Genomic DNA, 17,811 nt, shown 5'->3' with positions numbered 1-17,811 from the left:
CTGTCGCGGACCTCGGGATCAGCGTCCGCCGCTGCGGCGCTTGTTGTAGACGTCGAACGCGACGGCCAGCAGCAGCACGAGGCCCTTGACGGCCTGCTGCCACTCGATGCCGAGGCCGATGATCGACATACCGTTGTTCAGCACACCGATGATGAGACCACCGATGATCGCGCCGCCGATGGTACCGACGCCACCCTGCACCGCGGCTCCACCGATGAAGGCCGCGGAGATCGCCTCGAGCTCGAAGCCGTCACCGGCCTTCGGACCGGCGAGGTTCAGGCGGGCCGTGAAGATGAGGCCCGCGAGCGCCGCGAGGAAGCCCATGTTGACGAACAGGAAGAAGTCGACCTTGCGGGTCTTGATGCCGGACAGCTCCGCGGCGTGACGGTTGCCACCGATCGCGTAGATGTGGCGGCCGAAGACCGAGCGGTTCATGACGATGCCGTAGACGAGCACGAGGACGGCCAGCACGATGAGCGTGACCGGGATGCCCTTGTACGCGGCGAGGGCGTACACGAAGAAGCCGATGCCCGCGGTGATGAGGACGAGCTTGGCGACGAACCACGGGAACGGCTCGGTGTCCTGGCCGTACTTCTGACGGCCGAGGCGCGTGCGGACCTGCTGCACGACGAGGCCGACGACGGCGATGACGCCGATCCCGAGCGTGAGCGGGTCGATCGGGAAGTCACCGAACACGTCGTTCAGGAAGCCGTTGCCGAGCGCGCGGTACTCCGCCGGGAAGGAACCGATGTTGGCGTTGCCGAGCACCACGAGCGCGAGGCCGCGGAAGATGAGCATGCCGGCCAGCGTCACGATGAACGCCGGGATCCCGACGTAGGCGATCCAGAAGCCCTGCCAGACACCGACGAGCGCGCCGATAGCGAGCGACAGGATGATCGCGATCCACCACGGCATCTGCATCTGCACGGCGAACACACCGGACACCGCACCGACGAAGGCCGCGACGGAACCGACCGACAGGTCGATGTGGCCGGCGATGATGACCATCACCATGCCGATCGCGAGGACGAGGATGTACCCGTTCTGCACGATCAGGTTGGAGATGTTCTGCGGCCGCAGCAGGATGCCGTCGGTGATGACGGCGAAGAACACGACGACGAGCAGGAGGGCGATGAAGATGCCGTTCTTGCCGAGGTCGCTGAGGATGTGGGTCAGCCAGCTCGTGAAGCGGTTGGTGGCCGGGTTGACGAGGCCGCCGGCGGCGGTGCCGTCGCCTGCCGGGACGGTGGGTTTGGTGTCCAGATCGGACATTGCGGTTCTCCTTCGATCCGTCCGCGCCCGCGTCAGCGGGGCTTCTCCATGGTCATGAGTTTGAGGAGCGCTTCGGGGTTCGCTTCCTCGATCGGCAGTTCGCCGGTGATGCGGCCCTCGCTGAGGGCGTAGATGCGGTCGCAGATGCCGATGAGCTCGGGGAGCTCGGAGGAGATGACGATGACGCCCTTCCCCTCGGCGGCGAGGCGGTTGATGATCGTGTAGATCTCGTACTTCGCACCGACGTCGATGCCACGGGTGGGCTCATCGAGGATGAGGACGTCGGGATCGGAGTAGATCCACTTCGAGAGGACGACCTTCTGCTGGTTGCCGCCCGAGAGCTTCCCGGTCTTCGCGAGCACGTTCGGAGCCTTGATGTTCATGCTCTTCCGGTACTCCTCGGCGACCTTGTACTCCTCGTTGTCGTTGACGAGTCCGCCGCGTTCGAGCTTCTTCAGCGAGGCCATCGAGATGTTCCGCTTGATGTCCTCGATGAGGTTGAGGCCGTAGTACTTGCGGTCCTCGGTGGCGTACGCGAGGCCGTTGTCGATCGCCTCCGACACCGTGCGGGTGCGGATCTCGCTGCCGTTCTTGAAGACCTTGCCGCTGATGCGGCTGCCGTACGACTGTCCGAACAGGCTCATCGCGAACTCGGTGCGCCCGGCGCCCATGAGGCCGGCGATGCCGACGATCTCACCGGCGCGGACGTTGAGGTTGACGGCGTCCACCATCACGCGGGTCGGGTCCTGCGGGTGGTGGGCGGTCCAGTCCTCGACGCGCAGGATCTCCTCGCCGATGTTCGGCGTGTGGTCCGGGTAGCGGTGCTCGAGGTCGCGGCCGACCATGTCCTTGATGATGCGCTCTTCGGTGACGTCGTTCTTCACGATCGTCTCGATGGTCTTGCCGTCGCGGATGACCGTGACGGTGTCGGCGACCTTCTTGATCTCGTTGAGCTTGTGGCTGATGATGATCGACGTGATCCCCTGCTCCTTGAGGTGCAGGATCAGGTCGAGCAGGTGGTCGGAGTCCTCGTCGTTCAGCGCGGCCGTCGGCTCGTCGAGGATGAGGAGCTTCACGCGCTTCGAGAGGGCCTTCGCGATCTCGACGAGCTGCTGCTTGCCGACGCCGATCTCGAGGATCTTGGTCGTCGGGTTCTCCCGAAGACCGACCCGGGCGAGCAGTGCTGCCGCCTCCTGGTTGGTGCGGTTCCAGTCGATGAGGCCGAGCGGCCCCTTCAGCTCGTTGTTGAGGAAGATGTTCTCCGCGATGGAGAGGTAGGGGCTGAGGGCCAGCTCCTGGTGGATGATGACGATGCCCTTGGACTCCGAGTCGCGGATGTCCTTGAACTCCATCGTCTCGCCCTCGAAGACGATGTCGCCCTCGTAGGTGCCGAACGGGTAGACGCCGGACAACACCTTCATGAGCGTCGACTTGCCGGCGCCGTTCTCACCGCAGATGGCGTGCACGGTACCGCGCTGCACATCGAGCGTGACGTTCGAGAGGGCCTTGACGCCGGGGAAGGTCTTGATGATGTTGCGCATCTCGAGGATGCTCGTGGTCTCGCCTGACACCGTGTCTCCTTACAGGTGATCGTCGTTGAACCGGGCCCTCCGACAGGCTCAGGGATCGGAAGTGATTCCGTTCCCTGAGCCTGTCGAAAGGGGTGTTGCAGGACTGACTAGCCCTTGATCTCGTCTTCGGTCCAGTAACCGGAGTCCACGAGGACCTCCTGGATGTTGTCCTTGACGACGATCTGCGACTCGAGGAGGAAGGACGGGACGACCTTCTTGCCGTTGTCGTAGTCCTCGGTGTTGTTGACCTCGGGCTTCTCACCGTTCAGCACGGCGACGGCCATCTTGACGGCTTCGCTCGCCAGCTGGCGGGTGTCCTTGAAGATGGTCGCGTACTGCTCGCCGGACTCGATGGCCTTGACCGAGTCGAGCTCGGCGTCCTGGCCGGAGATGACGGGCCAGCCGTCGCCCACCGAGTAGCCGGCGTCGGTCAGCGCCGAGATGATGCCTCGCGAGATGCCGTCGTAGGGCGACAGGACCGCGTTGACCTTGCTGCCGTCGGAGTAGGTCGACGTGAGGATGTTCTCCATACGCTTCTGCGCGGTCTCACCGTCCCAACGGAGCGTTGCAGCCTGCTCGAAGGAGGTCTGGCCGCTGGCGACCTTGAGGGTGCCCGCGTCGATGAACGGCTTCAGGGTGTCCTGAGCGCCGTCCCAGAAGAACGTTGCGTTGTTGTCGTCGGGCGAGCCGGCGAACATCTCGATGTTGAACGGACCGGCGGGTGCGCCCTCGGTGGGCTTGCCCTCGAGGTCGACGAGGCCGAGGCCGTTGAGGACCGAGTTGGCCTGCTGCACGCCGACCTTGTAGTTGTCGAACGACGCGTAGTAGTCGACGTTCTCGCTGTCGCGGATCAGGCGGTCGTAGGCGATGACGGGGATGTCGCCGTCCTTGGCCTCCTGCAGCACGCTCGTGAGCGTGGTGCCGTCGATCGAGGCGATGATCAGGACGGAAGCGCCCTTGGTGATCATGTTCTCGATCTGCGAGACCTGGGTCGGGATGTCGTCCTCGGCGTACTGCAGGTCGACCTTGAAGCCCTCCTTCTCCAGCTGCTCCTTGACGGCGTTGCCGTCCTGGATCCAGCGCTCGGAGCTCTTGGTGGGCATCGCGACTCCGACGAGCTTGCCGTCGCCTTCGCCGCCGCTCGATCCGCCGCTTGCGCCGCCGGAGCAACCGGCGAGCGACACGACCATCGTGCCTGCGGCCAGCGTGGCGAGGAGCATTCTCTTCTTCACTGTGTGGTTCCTTCCCTAGGGAGTTGCTTGGACGTCATTGTCATGCGCAGGTCTGTCGGCATCGATGTGTCCAGCTCATCGAGGCCGCTCGTCGGCTACGTGGCGTTCGCGGGTGCGGGTGCGGACGCCTCGTCGTGTTGCCGGCGAGGGTGCAGGGAGAGGTGGCCGGCGGAGAGCCGGGCCGAGAGGGAGCTGTGGTCGGATCGATCGGTGCCGTGGATCGGGAGGCGGCTCATCGCCGACCTGCTCGCTCCATTGCGCTTCGTTCCCACGTCGACTTCCTCGTCACTCCGAATGTGACCGTTCACATTGTGTGTCACACGATAGCCCCAGACCTCCACCTGATGTCAAGTCGGGATGGGTCTCATTTTCATAACCGGCGACTGTCGGGGCATGGTCGCGCTCTCAGTGGGCCCGTGCGGGCAGGCCCCAGGGGCGCAGCTACGCCTCGATCGGCGTGCCCGGAACCCGGGGAGGTGCCCGGCCGATCCCAGTGGACGCCTAGAGTTCGGCGTCGATCGCGCGGATGACGTCCCACGCACCGTCCTCGGAGTTCGACAGCACAACGACGTCGATGGCGTCCGCGGCCGTCGGGCCGAAGTAGGTGCGCACGATGCCGCTCGCGCCGGGGTTGACACCGTCGAGGTACATCGATCGCACCTGGCCGTCCTCGTCGACGTCGAACTCGAAGCCGAAGCCGTAGGAGATCTCCTCGTCGACCTCGATCTGCGGGGAGGTGAACTCCTCGGTCAGCTCGGCGGTGAGGATCTTCGCGTCGCGGGCGGCGCGCAGGAAGGTGATGAGGTCGGCCGCGGTGGACTGTGCACCGGCGTCCGGGCCGCCGAGCGGCGGGAAGGCGTCGGCGTTCGAGTGCCAGACGCCGTCGTCGTCGACGTCGCCGCCCTCGGCCAGGCCGGGCTCGCCCGTCCGGCGGTCGACGAAGCCCGAGTGGTCCATGCCGAGGAGCGCGAAGACCTGCTGCTCGATGAGCTGGCGGTAGGGCAACCCCGTCACGCCCTCGAGCGCGAGCCCGAGCAGCACGTAGCCCGCATTGACGTAGTTCGCCTCTTCGCCCGGGGCCGCGAGCGGCTCCTTGTCGGCGAAGAGCGGCAGGAGGTCCGCGGTCTCGCGGATCGACGAGGCCGGGCGCTCGGCCCAGAGGTCGTCGTAGCTCTCGCCGGCCGTCTCGTCGGCGTCGTCGGCGATGCCGGAGGTGTGGGTGAGCAGGTGGAGCAGCTGGACGTCGCGGCGGATGGTGGTGCCGTCGAGGTCGACGTACTCGTGGATCGACTCGTCGAGGTCGATGTGTCCGGCGTCGACCTGCTGGAGCACGGCGGCGGCGGTGAAGAGCTTCGTGATGGACGCCGTGTCGAAGCGGGTGTCGAGCGTGATGGGCTCGTCGCGCTCCCGCGAGGCGAGGCCTCGGGCGGCCTCGAAGAGCGTCTCGTCACCGCGCTTGACGAGCACGACGCCCGAGAAGTCGGTGGCTTCGATGACGCGGGCGACGCTTTCGGTATCCATCCCCCAACGGTACCGTCGCGGACCCCTCCGTGGCTCCACGCACCCTGGGGGACGCGATCCGTCGGGGGCCTGAGGCGTGTGCATAATGGGTGCAGCACGAAATGTGACCGTGCACATCGAGGTCCGAGGAATCCGTGAGCGACGACGCCGAACGGGGGCGAGCCCCCAATATCCGTGATGTCGCGCGCCTGGCCGGGGTCTCCCACCAGACGGTCTCACGAGTGCTCAACAACCACCCGAGCATCCGCGACTCCACCCGCGACCGGGTCCTCGCCGTCATGGACGAGGTCAACTACCGTCCGAACCGGGCGGCCAGGGCGCTCGTGACGAGTCGGTCACGGACCATCGGCGTGCTCGCGAGCCAGCGGTCGCAGTACGGTCCGGCGAGCATGATCCAGGCCATCGAGAACGCGAGCAAGGACGCGGGCTACCTCGTCAGCACGGCGAACCTGCCCGATGTCTCCGACGCGTCGATCGTCGCCGCCGTCGAGCATCTGCTCGCGCAGTCGGTCGACGGCATCGTGGTCATCGCGCCGCAGGTCCGGGTGTTCCGGGCGATCGAGGAGCTGCAGGTGCGGGTGCCGTTCATCGCGGTGCAGTCCGGCGGCGACCTCGACGACCACTCGATCGGCGTCGACCAGGTCGCCGGTGGACGCTTGGCGACGCGGCACCTCATCGAGCTCGGGCATCGGAACATCTACCATCTCGCCGGACCGCAGGACTGGATCGAGGCGGAGGCGCGCATGCACGGGTTCCTCGCCGAGATGAGCGCGCAGGACGTGCCGACGACCGCCCCGATCCTCGGTGACTGGACCGCCGACTTCGGGTATCGCGCCGGGATCGAACTCATGCGGGTGCGCGACTTCACGGCGATCTTCTCGTCGAACGACCAGATGGCGCTCGGCCTCATCCACGCGATCCGCGACGAGGGGTACGACGTGCCCCGGGACGTGTCGATCGTGGGGTTCGACGACATCCCGGAGGCACCGCACTTCTGGCCACCGCTCACGACCGTGCGGCAGGACTTCGACGAGCTGGGGCGTCGCTGTGTCGCGCGGTTGCTCGGCAACCTCGAAGTCGACGCCGTCGGGTACCGCGGCACGATCGAGCCGGAGCTCATCGTACGGAAGTCGACGGGTCGCCCGGCCTTCTGACCCCTGGTGGTCTTGTGTGGTGTGTGGTGGTGGTGCCAGCGCGGTGCGCTGACACGAGCGCGGGTCACACGCGTGAGCGCGCCCCTCCGGAGACCCGCGCCCGAGTCCACGCCCCGCGCCCACGCCGATTCGGGCGAGCTCGCGTCAGCGCACCGCGCCGACCACCAGGCCGACAGCACCCAGGGCGACGATCACCAGGCGGCGGGGTCCGCGATGAGTCGATCGAACGCGAGTTCCGCGGCACCGATGAGCAGGAGGTCCTGGCCGAGCTCCGCACGCACGATCGTGACGTCCTCGAACGGCGGGACGAGCGCACGCTCACGGACCGCGTCGTGCAACTCCTCCGATGCCAGTTCGAGCACGATCCCGAGATGCCCACCGAGGACGACGAGTTCGGGGTCGAGGATGTTCACCGTTCCGGCGAGCGCCCGCCCGAGCGTCCTGGCCTGCCGGACGACCTCCTCCCGCATCGCCCCAACCGGATCGGCCGCGATGCCCTCGGCGAGCGCCGCTTCGAGGATCGCGTCGTCCCCGGCGGTGAGGCCGGCGACGTGCAGCAGCTCACTGCGCCGGACGGCGTCTTCAAGCGCGTTGCCGGTGGCCGTCGCCGAGGTGTGACCGAACTCCCCCGCGTACCCGCGCGCACCACCGACGGGTCGGCCACCGGCGATGATGCCACCGCCGATACCGCTCGCGCCACCGTTCAGGTAGACGAGGTCGTCGATGCCGCGGCCCGCCCCGAAGGTCCGCTCCGCCCGAGCGCCGAGACTCGCGTCGTTGGCCGCGAACACCGCTCGACCGGTCGCGGCACGCAGCCGTTCGACCAAGGGCTCGTCGACCCACCCGAGGTGCGGCGCGAGCCGGACGACGCCGTCGGCGTCCCGGACGAGACCGGGGATCGCGAGCCCGATCCCGCCGCCACCGCGCGCTTCGTCGGGCAGTCGATCGGCGAGTTCCTCGACCAACTCCGCGATGATCGCCGTCGCCTCGGCCGCCGTCGGTGTCGTGTCGACCTCGCGACGCACGCGCTCGAGGACCTCGCCGCCGAGTCGCACGGCCGCCACCGTGATCGCGTCGAGTTCCGGGTTCGCCGCGAAGGCGACGGCTCGCGGGCCGGCTGAAACGAGTGGCGACGGCCGGCCGACACCCTGTCCGCCGACCGGGACCGACTCCGTGACGATGCCGATCGAGGCGAGTTCCGTGACGAGCGCGGCGACCGTGGACCGGTTGAGGCCGGTCGTCCTCGTGAGCGCCGACCGCGACTGCACCCCGCCCTGGTGCACGAGCTCGACGATCCGCCCGAGGTTGCGACGGCGCACCGAGTCGAGTCCGCTCCCCATGCCGGATCCGCCCGCCGGACCCGCCCCGACCGCTGTCGACTCGCTCACACGCACACCCTCTGCTCGATCCCTCCAGTGTTCCCTATCCGGGCACGCGCAGGTTCACCCGCCGTCAGCCGTGGATGGTTGACTGGACGGATGCCCGCCGCCTGGACACTCCGCCCCGCCACCATCGACGACTCGACCTGGATGGCCGAGTTGCGCGCCGTCGTCATGCGGCCCGACCTCGAGCGCCTCGATCGCTACGACGAGACCCGCGTGCGCCAGCGCTTCCTCGACGGATATCGCCCGGAGCACACCTCGGTGATCGAGGTCGACGGCGTCACGGCCGGGCTGGTCGCCCTCCGTCCGGAAGCCGGCGAGCGGTGGGTGGAGCACTTCTATCTGGCGCCCGAGCACCAGGGCGCTGGCCTCGGCACCGCGGTGCTCTCGCGGCTCCTGTCCGATGACGGCGATCCGCGCCCGTTCCGTCTCAACGTCCTGCAGGGCAGCCCGGCCCGCCGCCTCTACGAGCGCCACGGCTTCACGCTCGAACGCGAAGACGAGGTCGACGTCTGGATGGTCCGCCGAGCCTGAACACCCAGCGGCACGGCAGCAGGAGATCGGCTCGGCAGCAGGACGTCCGGCTGAGAAACGTCCTGCCACCGCGCGGATCTCCTGCCGCGACGCCGACACGGGCTACATGGTGAGCTGCGCGACCCCGGAGCAGCTCACGCGGGCTGGCGGACCGTGGTGACGATGTCGACGAGGTGCGGGTCGGCCGGCGCGGAGCCGAAGCCGAAGCGCACGGGCGGGTCGAGTCTGGCGAGGGTGCCGAGGTCCGCACCGGACCAGCTCGCGGTGGCGGCGGTGATGCGGCGAGCGCCGGTCACGCCGTAGTACTCGCGTCGACCGTTGCCGGCGGAGCCCGCCGTCCGGGCGCCGGGTTGGAGCACGCGGGCGAGGGGGTCGATGGTCTGCAGCCAGACAGGGTTCACGGCCACCGGCTTGGGGACGACCCGCAGCGCCCGGCCGAGCGGAGAGCTCCCACCGATCCGGAGGGTCGTGTCGAGCGGACCGCCCACGAAGCGGAGCCCCGTCGGCAGACGCGTCCAGCCGACGGTGCCGATCTCGACGTCGTCGAAGGTGTACGTGGAGGAGATGAAGTCGGCGATCTCCTGCGTCGGCGCGAGCAACAGGCGTTTGCCGCGGGAGTCCTCGATCATCGCGTCGGCGAACGAGCCGAACGGAGACGTGGACCAGAGCCCGAGGACGATGCGGACGCCGCCCGTGGTGCCGTAGCCGGCGATCCTCCCGGAGAAACGAAGGTCGGTTGCGGGCATGGGATCACCCTAGCCGCCCCTCCTGCGGGAGTGTCCGTGAACGGCGGTCCGCGGCCCGGTCGCCGAGCAGGTCGACGGGCGCGGGAGCACCACCCGGTTGACGAGGTCGGCGCGATCCGCTTCCGTGGGAACATGCCGACCTCGCTGCTCCTCCTCGCCGACACCCACCTGCCGAAGCGGGCGAAGGTTCTGCCGGACGCGGTCTGGGCTGCCGTCGACGCAGCGGACGTCGTCGTCCACGCGGGTGACTGGGTCGACGAGGCGACCCTCGACGCCCTCGAGGCCCGGGCCGCCCGCCTGGTCGGTGTCTTCGGCAACAACGACGGCCCCGGACTCCGCGCGCGTCTCCCCGAGGTCGCGCGTTTCGAGGTCGACGGGCTGCGGTTCGCCGTCGTCCATGAGACGGGGGCGGCGACCGGTCGCGAGCGACGGGCCGACGAGGCCTTCCCCGACACCGACGTCCTCGTCTTCGGACACAGCCACATCCCGTGGGACTCGGTCTCGCCAGCTGGTCTGCGCCTGCTCAACCCTGGCTCGCCGACGGACCGCCGTCGTCAACCGGAGTGCACGATGATGACCGCGCGGGTCACCGACAGCACCCTCACCGACGTCCTCCTCATCCCGGTCGCCCGCTAACCCTCCCCCTGCCCGCGAACTGTCACTCGGCGCTCGTCCGAGCGGCTGGAACTGTGCCGGAGTGACAGTTCGCGGGCCACGGGTGCCGGACGGTCGACGGTGCTCGTCAGTTCCACGACGCGGTGCTCACGACCGGCGACGATGATCGCCTCCATGATCTCCAACACGTGGAACGCGAGGTCGCCCGAGGCCCGATGCGGTCGGTTCTGCTCGATCGCCTCGGCCAGGTCCGACAGGCCCACCCCGCGCCCGGCGTCGACGAAGCCTGCGCTGTCGGGGACGGCACGCCAGGTGCGGTCGTCGGCCGTCGCGATCTCCACCGGGTCCGAGAACCGGTTCGGGTCGGGCACGGCGACCGTCCCGCCCGTACCGTAGACCTCAAAGAGCGGCACGCGGCTCGCCCACACCTCGAACGAGACCGTCACGGTCGAGACCACCCCGTTCGCATGCTCGAGGATCGCGGTGACGTGCGTGTCGACCTCCTCGTGCACCGGGATCGGCGTCCCGGCCAGCGCACCCGTCGCCACCGAGCGCTCACGATCCGATCGCGCGACCGCGCCCGACACCCGCACGACGGGACCGAAGAACGACACGAGGCTCGTCAGGTAGTACGGCCCCATGTCGAGGAGCGGCCCGCCACCCGGCTGGTAGTAGAACGCGGGAGCCGGGTGCCACAGCTCGTGTCCCGGGGCGCTCCAGGCGACCGCCGCGGCGATCGGCCGACCGATGGCACCGCTGTCGAGCACGGCGAGCGCCGTCTGGACGCCCGACCCGAGGACGGTGTCCGGCGCGCTGCCGACGCGGAGGCCCTTCGCCGCGGCGAGCTCGAGCACCGGTCGTGCCTCGGCGGTCGACAGGGCGAGGGGCTTCTCCCCGTAGACGTGTTTGCCGGCCTCGAGGGCCCGGAGCGCGACGTCGGCGTGCGCGGCCGGGATGGTCAGGTTCAGGACGACGTCGACCTCGGGGTCGGCGAGCAGTTCGTCGACGCTCGACGACCGGACACCCTGCTCGGCGGCGACCTCAGCGGCGCGGGCGAGGTCGAGGTCCGCGACGACGACGAGCTCGAGGTTCGGCAGCTTCGGGAACTCGGCGAAGTACTGCTTCGAGATGTTGCCGACGCCGATGACGCCGACCCGGAGGACGGATCCCCCGGCGGTCTCCGATGCCCCGTTCAGCGTGCTGCCCACAGCAGGCCCCTTTCGATGATGGTGCGGACGTTCGAGTCTTCGACGATCTCGATGCGGTGGCCGGGAGCGGACACGAAGATCCTGCCCTTCCCCCACTGCCGCGTCCAGATGGCGGGCGCCGTGACGGGACGGTTCCACGCGTCCCAGGGCCGCACCTCCTGCGTCGTCGTCGCGAGGACGTCGTTGTACTCGTCGCTCAGCACCCAGTACTGCTCGGTGACGAGGTCGAAGTCCTCGATCCCCTCCGTGATAGGGTGGGTCCGGCCGTACTCGGTGATGTGGACGGTGTAGGGGATGTAGTTGTCGGACTGCTCCCCCGTCCGCTCGGCCGGGTCCTTGCCGGCGTGGTGCGCGAACTGGCCGCCGATCATGTGGAGGTAGTCGGCGTTGTTGCGGTACGAGTCCGCGATCCCGCCGTGCCAACCGGCCATGCCCGTCCCGTTCAGGACAGCGCGTTGCAGGCCGGCGAACTCCTCCGGCTCGATGGTGTTCATCGTGTTGATCTGCACGATGAGGTCGACCGTGTCGAGGTAGTCGGTGTCCGTGTAGACGGTGGTCCCGTCCTCGACGCGGACGGTGAACCCGTTCGCCTCCAGGAAGGGGATGAAGGCCGCGGTCGTCTCGACGGGCATGTGCCCGTCCCAGCCGCCTCGCACCACGAGCGCCTGCTTGTCAGTCATGTGTTCCTCTCAGGGGATGGTTCGGTCGTTGGTCGGCTCGCGACCGGCACTACTTGCTGAAGCCGGCGGTCATGCCACTGATCAACTGGCGTCGGCCGAACAGGTACAGGATGAAGATCGGCAGGGTCGACAACACCACGGCGGCGAGCACCGCCGGCACGTTCACGCTGAACGAGCCCTGGAACGTCCACAGCGACAACGGCAGCACCCGGTTGCTCGGCGACTGCGTGAGCACGAGTGGGAACAGGAATCCGTTCCACACGTTGAGCGCGTTGTAGAGCGCGACGGTGACGATCGCCGGCCGGGCGAGCGGGAGGACGAGCGAGACGAGGGTCCGCCAGCTCGACGCCCCGTCGACGGTCATCGACTCGAACAGCTCCTTGGGGATGTCACGGATGAAGTTCGACAGGATGAGCACGGTGACGGGCACCGCGAAGCCGATCGACGGCAGGATCAGCGCCAGGAGGGTGTCGTAGAGTCCCGCCTTGCTGAGCATGTAGAACAGCGGGATGATCGTCGCCTGCAGCGGGATCGCGAGGCCGAGCAGGAAGAACGAGAACGCTCCCCGCGTGAACCGGGAGTTGGTGCGCACGATCGCGTACGACGCCATGAGGCAGACGAACACGGTGACGGCGACGCTCGCGACGGTGATGATGACGCTGTTGCCGAGGTAGAGGAAGAAGTCGCTCTGCAGGACGAGGGCGTAGCCGTCGAGGGTCGGGTCGGTGGGCGGGATGAGCTGGTTGCTCGAGAAGAACCCGGCCTGCGGGCGCACGCTCGTGATGACGATGTAGTAGATCGGCAGCACGATGATGAGCAGCCAGATCCAGGCGCCGATACCGCCGATGATGTTCGGCTTACGGCGGGCACCGCGGGGGCGCCTGCCTCGCGTCTCGTGCTCGCCCGGGCGTCCACGCTTGGACCCGGCGGTCGAGACGCTGACCGTGTCGAGGCTCCCGGTCGGCAGCGTGCCGGGCTTCGTGAGTGGGTTCGTCGCTGACATCAGAGGCCCTCCTGCTGGCTGTCCATCTTGGCGAAGCCGCTCAGCTTGGTGAGCAGCAGGGCGATGGCGAGACCGATGACGGCCAGGATGATCGCCATGACGCTCGCCTGCCCGAACTGGCTCGCGGAGAAGCCCGTCACGTACATGAGGATCGGGAGGATGCGGGTGCCGGCGCTCGGAACACCGCCGGTGAGCACGAAGATCACGTCGAAGTAGGTGAGCGAACCGATGATCATGAGCGTGGACGACGTCACGAGCGTGTACCGCAGCTGCGGGAGCGTGATGTGGAAGAACTGCTTGACCGTCCCAGCCCCGTCGATCTCGGCCGCCTCGTAGAGGGACGCCGGGATCTGCCGCACGCCACCCTGGAACAGGAGCGTGTGGAAGGGCACGAACTGCCACGCGATGATGAAGATCACGACGAAGAGCACGAGCTGCTGGTTGCCGAGCCAGTCCTGCTTGAGGAACGGGATGCCGAGCGACGCCGACAGGCCGAAGTTCGGGTCGAGGATCGCCTTGAACGCGATGGCGGTCGCCGCCGACGACAGCAGGAGCGGCAGGAAGAAGATCGCGCCGAGGACGGCCCGGTTGCGCTGCTTGCCGGCGGTCCAGGTCCCGAGCAGCAGGCTGATCGGGGTCTGGACGATCCAGGAGATCACGATGACCTTGAGGGTCAGGACGAGGGCGTCGATCGCGACCGGGTCGACGAGGACGGAAGCCCAGTTGTCGAGGCCGACCCACGCGGGGTCGGTGATCGCGTCCCAGCGGGTGAAGCTCAGGTACAGGGCGACGATGAGCGGGATGATCGCGAAGACGAGGAAGAAGCCCAGCGCCGGCGCGACCATCCAGCCGCTGGGACCGGTGCGGCGGCGCATCGCTGCCGCACCGGCCCCTCGGGCCCCGTTCAATGGACGGGTGACGGTCATCGGGAGATCACTGTCCGATCGTCTTGTTCATGTTGTCGGAGAACTCCTGCGGGGTGATCTGCAGGTTGAACAGCTGGTCGAGGTTCGTCAGCAGCGCGGTCGCCTGTGCGGGCGGGAGCGCCTGGTCCCACGACATCTGGAAGTTCTTGGCGTTCTTTGTGAGGTCGTAGACGGTCGTGCCGAAGTCGCCGCCGGCGTCCGCGATCTGGTCGTCGATACCCGTGATCGGCGGCACCTGACCGGCCTCGACCATGCGGTCGATGTAGCCCTTGTCGAACACGCCCTCGGTGAGGTACTTCAGCGCGCTGGCCTTTTGCTCCTTCGTCGCCGAGGCGGAGATGGAGAAGTACCCGGACGGGTTGCCGACGATGTTCGACGGGTCGCCCTTGCCACCGGTGACGGCGGGGAAGGTCGTGTAACCGAGACCCTTCTCGGCGAACTCGGCCGCCTGCTGCTTGAAGGTCGTCATGACCCAGGCGCCCTGGAGCATCATCGCGGCCTTGCCCGTGTAGAGCAGGGCGACGTCGGCGTTACTGTCGGCGGTGACCGAGGCGTAGCCGTCGACGAAGGCACCGGCCTTCACGAGCTCCTGGATCTTCTCGTTCGCCTCGATGATGCCGGGGTCGCTCCACGCGTCGGCCTCACCGGCCATGATCTTGTTGAAGGCCTCGGGTCCGGCGACGCGGTCGACGAGGTACTCCTCCCACATGAGCGACGGCCACTTGGAGGCACCGGCGAGCGAGAACGGGGCCACGCCTGCGGCTTTGAGCTTGGGGATGGCGTCGACGATCTCGTCGAAGTTCGTCGGGACCTCGACGCCGGCGGCCTTCAGGACGTCCTTGTTGTAATAGAACATGATCGGCGTGGTGGCGTTCATCGGCACCGCGTACACCTTGTCGTCGATGACGCCCTGGTTCCAGACGGACTCGAGGAACTTGCCCTTGGCGTCCGCGGTCTCCGAGGTGATGTCGGCGACCTTGCCGGCGTCCACGTAGGAGTTCAGGGTGCCGCCCGCCCAGCTGTAGATGATGGTCGGAGCGCTGCCTGCGCCGACTGCGGTGCGGATCTTGGTCTTGTAAGCGTCGTTCTGGAAGTAGGTCGCGGCGACCTGGCCATCGGCGTTGGCGCCGTTCCACTCCTTGAGCGACGGGCCGAGGACGGTGTCCTCGTCGGTGCCCGTGAGGCCCCAGAGGGTGGCGCTGCCACTCGGGGCGCCGCCGCCGCTGGAGCAGGCGGTCGCGCCGAGCATGAGGGCCGAGACGCCGAGGGCGACTGCGGCCAGTCGGGTCCGACGGCGGGATGAAGTACGAAGCGTCATTGCGTTCTCTCCTTGGTGGGTGCTGCTGCTGATGGTGCGATGGGGTCGGGTCAGTCGGTGGGCGTCCAGGCGCTGCCGTTCGCGGCGCTCGACTCGACGGCGCGCAGGACCCGCTGGACCTGCAGCCCGTCGGCGAAGGACGGCTCGGGATCGGTGCCGCCGGTGATGGCCTGGACGAGGTCCCGCACCTGGTGCGAGAACGGGTGCTCGTAGCCGATACCGTGGCCGGTCGGCCACCAGGCGGCCATGTACGGGTGCTCCGGCTCGGTGACGACGATGCGCGTGAAGCCCTGCTTGCCGGCGGGAGCGGTGGCGTCGTAGACCTCGAGCTCGTTCATCCGCTCGAGGTCGAAGGCGATGGCTCCGCGCGAGCCGCTCAGCTCGATGCGGAGCGCGTTCTTCCGGCCGGTCGCGTAGCGGGTGGCCTCGAAGGCACCGATCGCGCCGTCCGCGAGTCCGCCCGTGAGCTTCGCGGTGAACCAGGCGGCGTCGTCGACGGTGACCGCGCCGCGTTCCTCCGAGGCGGTCCCGCTCAGGCCGACGGTCTCGCCGAGGAGTGGTCGCTCGGTGACGAAGGTGGCGAGCGTCCCGCTGACGGCGTCGAGTCGGGCACCGGTCAGGTGCTGCACGAGGTCGATGGCGTGCGCGCCGATGTCGCCGAGCGAGCCGGAGCCGGCCTGGTCCTTATCGAGGCGCCAGGTCATCGGCCCCTCGGCATCACTCAGCCAGTCCTGGAGGTAGAGGGCGCGGATCTGACGGACGTCGCCGAGCGCGCCCTCCGCGATGAGCTGGCGGGCGTACCCGATGGCGGGCACGCGACGGTAGCTGAAGCCGACCATGGAGCGGACGCCGCGAGCCCTCGCCGCCTCAGCCGCGGCGACCATCAGCTCCGCCTCCTCGACGCTGTTGGCGAGCGGCTTCTCGCAGAGGACGTGCTTGCCGGCTTCGAGGGCGGCGATCGCGATCTCGACGTGCGATGAGCCGGGCGTGCAGACGTCGACGATGTCGATGGACGGGTCGGCGATGACGCTCCGCCAGTCGGTCGAGGCCGACTCCCAGCCGAACTTCACGCGGGCCGCTTCGAGTGCCTCGGGATTGCGGCCGACGATCGTGGCCATGACCGGTTCCGCGTCGAGGTCGAAGAAGCGCGGTGCGGTGCGCCAGGCCTGCGAGTGCGCGGCTCCCATGAAGCCGTATCCGATCATCGCGACCCGGAGTTCCGGCCGTCCGCTTCCCGCCATGTGCAACGCTCCCGAGCTGCTCGCGCAGCTGCGGCACCGGGGTTCCGGATCGCTTCGCTGCGGTGCCCTGAAGCTAGCCCCGCCGCCTGTCTGCCCGCAACTTCCCTCTCCCGCATTGGAAACTTTTCGCGTCCACCGCCCGTCCCCATCCCCAACCCTGCCCGCGAACTGTCACTCCGACACAGTCCCGTCCGCCGGGACGACGGCGAGTGACCGTTCGCGGGCTACGGGGTGGGCGGGGCTGCGGTCGAACCCCGGACGACGAGGGAGGTGGCGAGGTCGAGGCGGATGTTGTCGACCGTCTCGGACCGGAGTTTCAGCACCAGGCGGGTGGCCTCCTCAGCCATCTCGATGAGCGGCTGCCGGATGGTCGTGAGGGCCGGACCGACCCACTTAGCCGGCGGGACGTCGTCGTACCCGACGACCGACAGCTGCTCCGGGATCGATATCCCGAGCGAGCGCGCCGCCTCGTAGACGCCGAACGCCTGCATGTCGTTGCCGGCGAAGATCGCGGTCGGCCGATCCTCGAGTTGCAGCAGTTCGAGCGCCAGGACGCGTCCGGCCTCCGGGATGAACTCCCCGCGGCGCAGGATCGTCTCGTCGAGCGGGATCCCGGCCTCCTCGAGCGCGGACCGGTAGCCCGAGACCCGTGCCCGCGAGCACATGAGGTCCTGCGGGCCCGAGATCAGGCCGATCCTGCGGTGTCCGAGCTCGATGAGGTGGCGCGTCGCGGCCATCCCACCGGACCAGTTCGTGGAGCCGATGGCGGCCACCTCCGGGCCAGGGTCCCCCGCCGGGTCGACCACGACGACCGGGATGTTGCGCGTGTGGAGCTGGCGCCGGTACGCCGGGTCGATGTCCGAGAACACGAGGATGACCCCGACCGGCTTCCGCGAGATGATGCTCTCGACCCAGCCCTCGCCGGTCGAACGCCGGGCGCCCGTCTCGGTGAGGGTGACGCTCATGCCGTGCTGGCGCGCGACCTTCTCGACACCGCGGATGATCTCGAGCGACCAGGAGCTGTCGATGTATTCGAAGACGAGCTCGATGAGCGAGCCCTGCGCGAGCTCGGCACCGCGGCGACTGTAGCCGTGGCGGTCCAGCAGTCGCTCGACGATCTCCCGGGTGTCCGGCGACACCCCCGGTCGCCCGTTGAGCACCTTCGAGGCGGTCGAGACCGACACGGAGGCCTCTCTGGCGATGCGCGACAGGGTGGCCCGCCCGCCGACGCCGCCGGATCCGGCGGCCTGCACCGCGAGGTCGTCGCTCATCCGAGTCCTCCGATCCCTCTCCGTCGGGCCGGACGGCCGTCTCTGCAGCGAGAAGTTCTGCCCATGCTAACGAAATATTTCGCGACACCCGACCGGTGACGCGAGGCCGACGATCTGCTAGTCTCGACTATAAGTTG

Annotated in this window: 17 protein-coding genes; 3 read left to right on the top strand and 14 right to left on the bottom strand. The window is 68.4% G+C overall.

The genetic code is table 11. The annotated features are described in order from the left end of the window. Positions 1-18 precede the first annotated feature (18 nt). From mmsB to ACZZZB_RS14505, 5 genes are all read right to left on the bottom strand, one after another. Complete coding sequence (gene mmsB / locus ACZZZB_RS14525) at positions 19-1,272, bottom strand: multiple monosaccharide ABC transporter permease (protein WP_079706776.1); 1,254 nt, start codon at positions 1,270-1,272, stop codon at positions 19-21. A gap of 32 nt (positions 1,273-1,304) precedes the next feature. Next, positions 1,305-2,813, bottom strand: coding sequence for a multiple monosaccharide ABC transporter ATP-binding protein (mmsA, locus tag ACZZZB_RS14520; RefSeq protein WP_463530568.1), 1,509 nt, complete (start codon positions 2,811-2,813; stop codon positions 1,305-1,307). Between the two features lie 137 nt (positions 2,814-2,950). Beyond that, positions 2,951-4,063 (bottom strand): multiple monosaccharide ABC transporter substrate-binding protein, encoded by a 1,113-nt coding sequence (gene chvE / locus ACZZZB_RS14515; RefSeq protein ID WP_086474976.1) that lies wholly within the window; start codon positions 4,061-4,063, stop codon positions 2,951-2,953. Between the two features lie 107 nt (positions 4,064-4,170). Next, the gene (locus ACZZZB_RS14510) at positions 4,171-4,311 is read right to left on the bottom strand and encodes a hypothetical protein (RefSeq protein ID WP_463530040.1); all 141 of its coding nucleotides are present in this window, start codon (positions 4,309-4,311) and stop codon (positions 4,171-4,173) included. Positions 4,312-4,576: 265 nt separating this feature from the next. Further along, a complete protein-coding gene (locus ACZZZB_RS14505; protein ID WP_085512643.1) occupies positions 4,577-5,596 on the bottom strand; it encodes a serine hydrolase domain-containing protein in 1,020 nt (339 codons plus the stop codon). A 134-nt stretch (positions 5,597-5,730) separates the two neighbouring features. Between ACZZZB_RS14505 and ACZZZB_RS14500 the strand changes: the two genes are divergently transcribed. Then, positions 5,731-6,750 carry a LacI family DNA-binding transcriptional regulator gene (locus ACZZZB_RS14500; protein ID WP_064294998.1) on the top strand — a complete coding sequence of 340 codons (1,020 nt, stop codon included), beginning with the start codon at positions 5,731-5,733 and terminating at the stop codon, positions 6,748-6,750. Positions 6,751-6,941: 191 nt separating this feature from the next. On the opposite strand, the gene ACZZZB_RS14495 is transcribed toward ACZZZB_RS14500, so the two are convergent. Beyond that, positions 6,942-8,138, bottom strand: coding sequence for an ROK family protein (locus ACZZZB_RS14495; protein ID WP_463530039.1), 1,197 nt, complete (start codon positions 8,136-8,138; stop codon positions 6,942-6,944). Between the two features lie 90 nt (positions 8,139-8,228). Here ACZZZB_RS14495 and ACZZZB_RS14490 point away from each other — a divergent pair, with 90 nt between their 5' ends. Further along, positions 8,229-8,666: a GNAT family N-acetyltransferase gene (locus ACZZZB_RS14490; RefSeq protein WP_463530038.1), complete on the top strand. Its 438-nt coding sequence runs from the start codon at positions 8,229-8,231 to the stop codon at positions 8,664-8,666. Between the two features lie 134 nt (positions 8,667-8,800). Here the strand turns inward: ACZZZB_RS14490 and ACZZZB_RS14485 are convergent, their stop codons facing one another. Then, positions 8,801-9,412 carry a hypothetical protein gene (locus ACZZZB_RS14485; protein WP_064295001.1) on the bottom strand — a complete coding sequence of 204 codons (612 nt, stop codon included), beginning with the start codon at positions 9,410-9,412 and terminating at the stop codon, positions 8,801-8,803. Between the two features lie 132 nt (positions 9,413-9,544). Between ACZZZB_RS14485 and ACZZZB_RS14480 the strand changes: the two genes are divergently transcribed. Continuing rightward, a complete protein-coding gene (locus ACZZZB_RS14480) occupies positions 9,545-10,048 on the top strand; it encodes a metallophosphoesterase family protein (protein WP_463530037.1) in 504 nt (167 codons plus the stop codon). Here ACZZZB_RS14480 and ACZZZB_RS14475 read toward each other — a convergent pair. From ACZZZB_RS14475 to ACZZZB_RS14445, 7 genes are all read right to left on the bottom strand, one after another. Beyond that, a complete protein-coding gene (locus ACZZZB_RS14475) occupies positions 10,045-11,235 on the bottom strand; it encodes a Gfo/Idh/MocA family protein (protein ID WP_463530036.1) in 1,191 nt (396 codons plus the stop codon). The genes ACZZZB_RS14480 and ACZZZB_RS14475 overlap by 4 nt on opposite strands. Then, complete coding sequence (locus ACZZZB_RS14470; protein ID WP_463530035.1) at positions 11,220-11,915, bottom strand: ThuA domain-containing protein; 696 nt, start codon at positions 11,913-11,915, stop codon at positions 11,220-11,222. The genes ACZZZB_RS14475 and ACZZZB_RS14470 overlap by 16 nt, the downstream gene beginning before the upstream one ends. Positions 11,916-11,964: 49 nt before the next feature. After that, a complete protein-coding gene (locus tag ACZZZB_RS14465) occupies positions 11,965-12,918 on the bottom strand; it encodes a carbohydrate ABC transporter permease (protein ID WP_137243853.1) in 954 nt (317 codons plus the stop codon). Further along, positions 12,918-13,844 (bottom strand): carbohydrate ABC transporter permease, encoded by a 927-nt coding sequence (locus ACZZZB_RS14460; protein WP_071258845.1) that lies wholly within the window; start codon positions 13,842-13,844, stop codon positions 12,918-12,920. The genes ACZZZB_RS14465 and ACZZZB_RS14460 overlap by 1 nt, the downstream gene beginning before the upstream one ends. Positions 13,845-13,851: 7 nt before the next feature. After that, positions 13,852-15,162 (bottom strand): extracellular solute-binding protein, encoded by a 1,311-nt coding sequence (locus ACZZZB_RS14455; protein ID WP_079706766.1) that lies wholly within the window; start codon positions 15,160-15,162, stop codon positions 13,852-13,854. Positions 15,163-15,212: 50 nt separating this feature from the next. Further along, positions 15,213-16,403: a Gfo/Idh/MocA family protein gene (locus tag ACZZZB_RS14450; RefSeq protein ID WP_124769990.1), complete on the bottom strand. Its 1,191-nt coding sequence runs from the start codon at positions 16,401-16,403 to the stop codon at positions 15,213-15,215. Positions 16,404-16,627: 224 nt separating this feature from the next. After that, positions 16,628-17,674: a LacI family DNA-binding transcriptional regulator gene (locus ACZZZB_RS14445; RefSeq protein WP_124769991.1), complete on the bottom strand. Its 1,047-nt coding sequence runs from the start codon at positions 17,672-17,674 to the stop codon at positions 16,628-16,630. Between the last annotated feature and the right edge of the window lie 137 nt (positions 17,675-17,811).

Source organism: Plantibacter sp. AC185 (genome assembly GCF_979258065.1).
Note: the sequence above shows the minus strand (reverse complement) of the source record. Positions and strands in the feature narration are given on the sequence as shown.

What these genes read in the sequence shown, in the direction of transcription:
- mmsA (WP_463530568.1), bottom strand. Translation starts at nt 2,813, where the DNA reads ATGCGCAACATCATCAAGACCTTCCCCGGCGTCAAGGCCCTCTCGAAC.
- ACZZZB_RS14465 (WP_137243853.1), bottom strand. Translation starts at nt 12,918, where the DNA reads ATGTCAGCGACGAACCCACTCACGAAGCCCGGCACGCTGCCGACCGGG.
- ACZZZB_RS14445 (WP_124769991.1), bottom strand. Translation starts at nt 17,674, where the DNA reads ATGAGCGACGACCTCGCGGTGCAGGCCGCCGGATCCGGCGGCGTCGGC.
- ACZZZB_RS14505 (WP_085512643.1), bottom strand. Translation starts at nt 5,596, where the DNA reads ATGGATACCGAAAGCGTCGCCCGCGTCATCGAAGCCACCGACTTCTCG.
- ACZZZB_RS14455 (WP_079706766.1), bottom strand. Translation starts at nt 15,162, where the DNA reads ATGACGCTTCGTACTTCATCCCGCCGTCGGACCCGACTGGCCGCAGTC.
- ACZZZB_RS14485 (WP_064295001.1), bottom strand. Translation starts at nt 9,412, where the DNA reads ATGCCCGCAACCGACCTTCGTTTCTCCGGGAGGATCGCCGGCTACGGC.
- ACZZZB_RS14490 (WP_463530038.1), top strand. Translation starts at nt 8,229, where the DNA reads ATGCCCGCCGCCTGGACACTCCGCCCCGCCACCATCGACGACTCGACC.
- ACZZZB_RS14450 (WP_124769990.1), bottom strand. Translation starts at nt 16,403, where the DNA reads ATGGCGGGAAGCGGACGGCCGGAACTCCGGGTCGCGATGATCGGATAC.
- ACZZZB_RS14480 (WP_463530037.1), top strand. Translation starts at nt 9,545, where the DNA reads ATGCCGACCTCGCTGCTCCTCCTCGCCGACACCCACCTGCCGAAGCGG.
- ACZZZB_RS14460 (WP_071258845.1), bottom strand. Translation starts at nt 13,844, where the DNA reads ATGACCGTCACCCGTCCATTGAACGGGGCCCGAGGGGCCGGTGCGGCA.
- mmsB (WP_079706776.1), bottom strand. Translation starts at nt 1,272, where the DNA reads ATGTCCGATCTGGACACCAAACCCACCGTCCCGGCAGGCGACGGCACC.
- chvE (WP_086474976.1), bottom strand. Translation starts at nt 4,063, where the DNA reads ATGCTCCTCGCCACGCTGGCCGCAGGCACGATGGTCGTGTCGCTCGCC.
- ACZZZB_RS14510 (WP_463530040.1), bottom strand. Translation starts at nt 4,311, where the DNA reads ATGAGCCGCCTCCCGATCCACGGCACCGATCGATCCGACCACAGCTCC.
- ACZZZB_RS14470 (WP_463530035.1), bottom strand. Translation starts at nt 11,915, where the DNA reads ATGACTGACAAGCAGGCGCTCGTGGTGCGAGGCGGCTGGGACGGGCAC.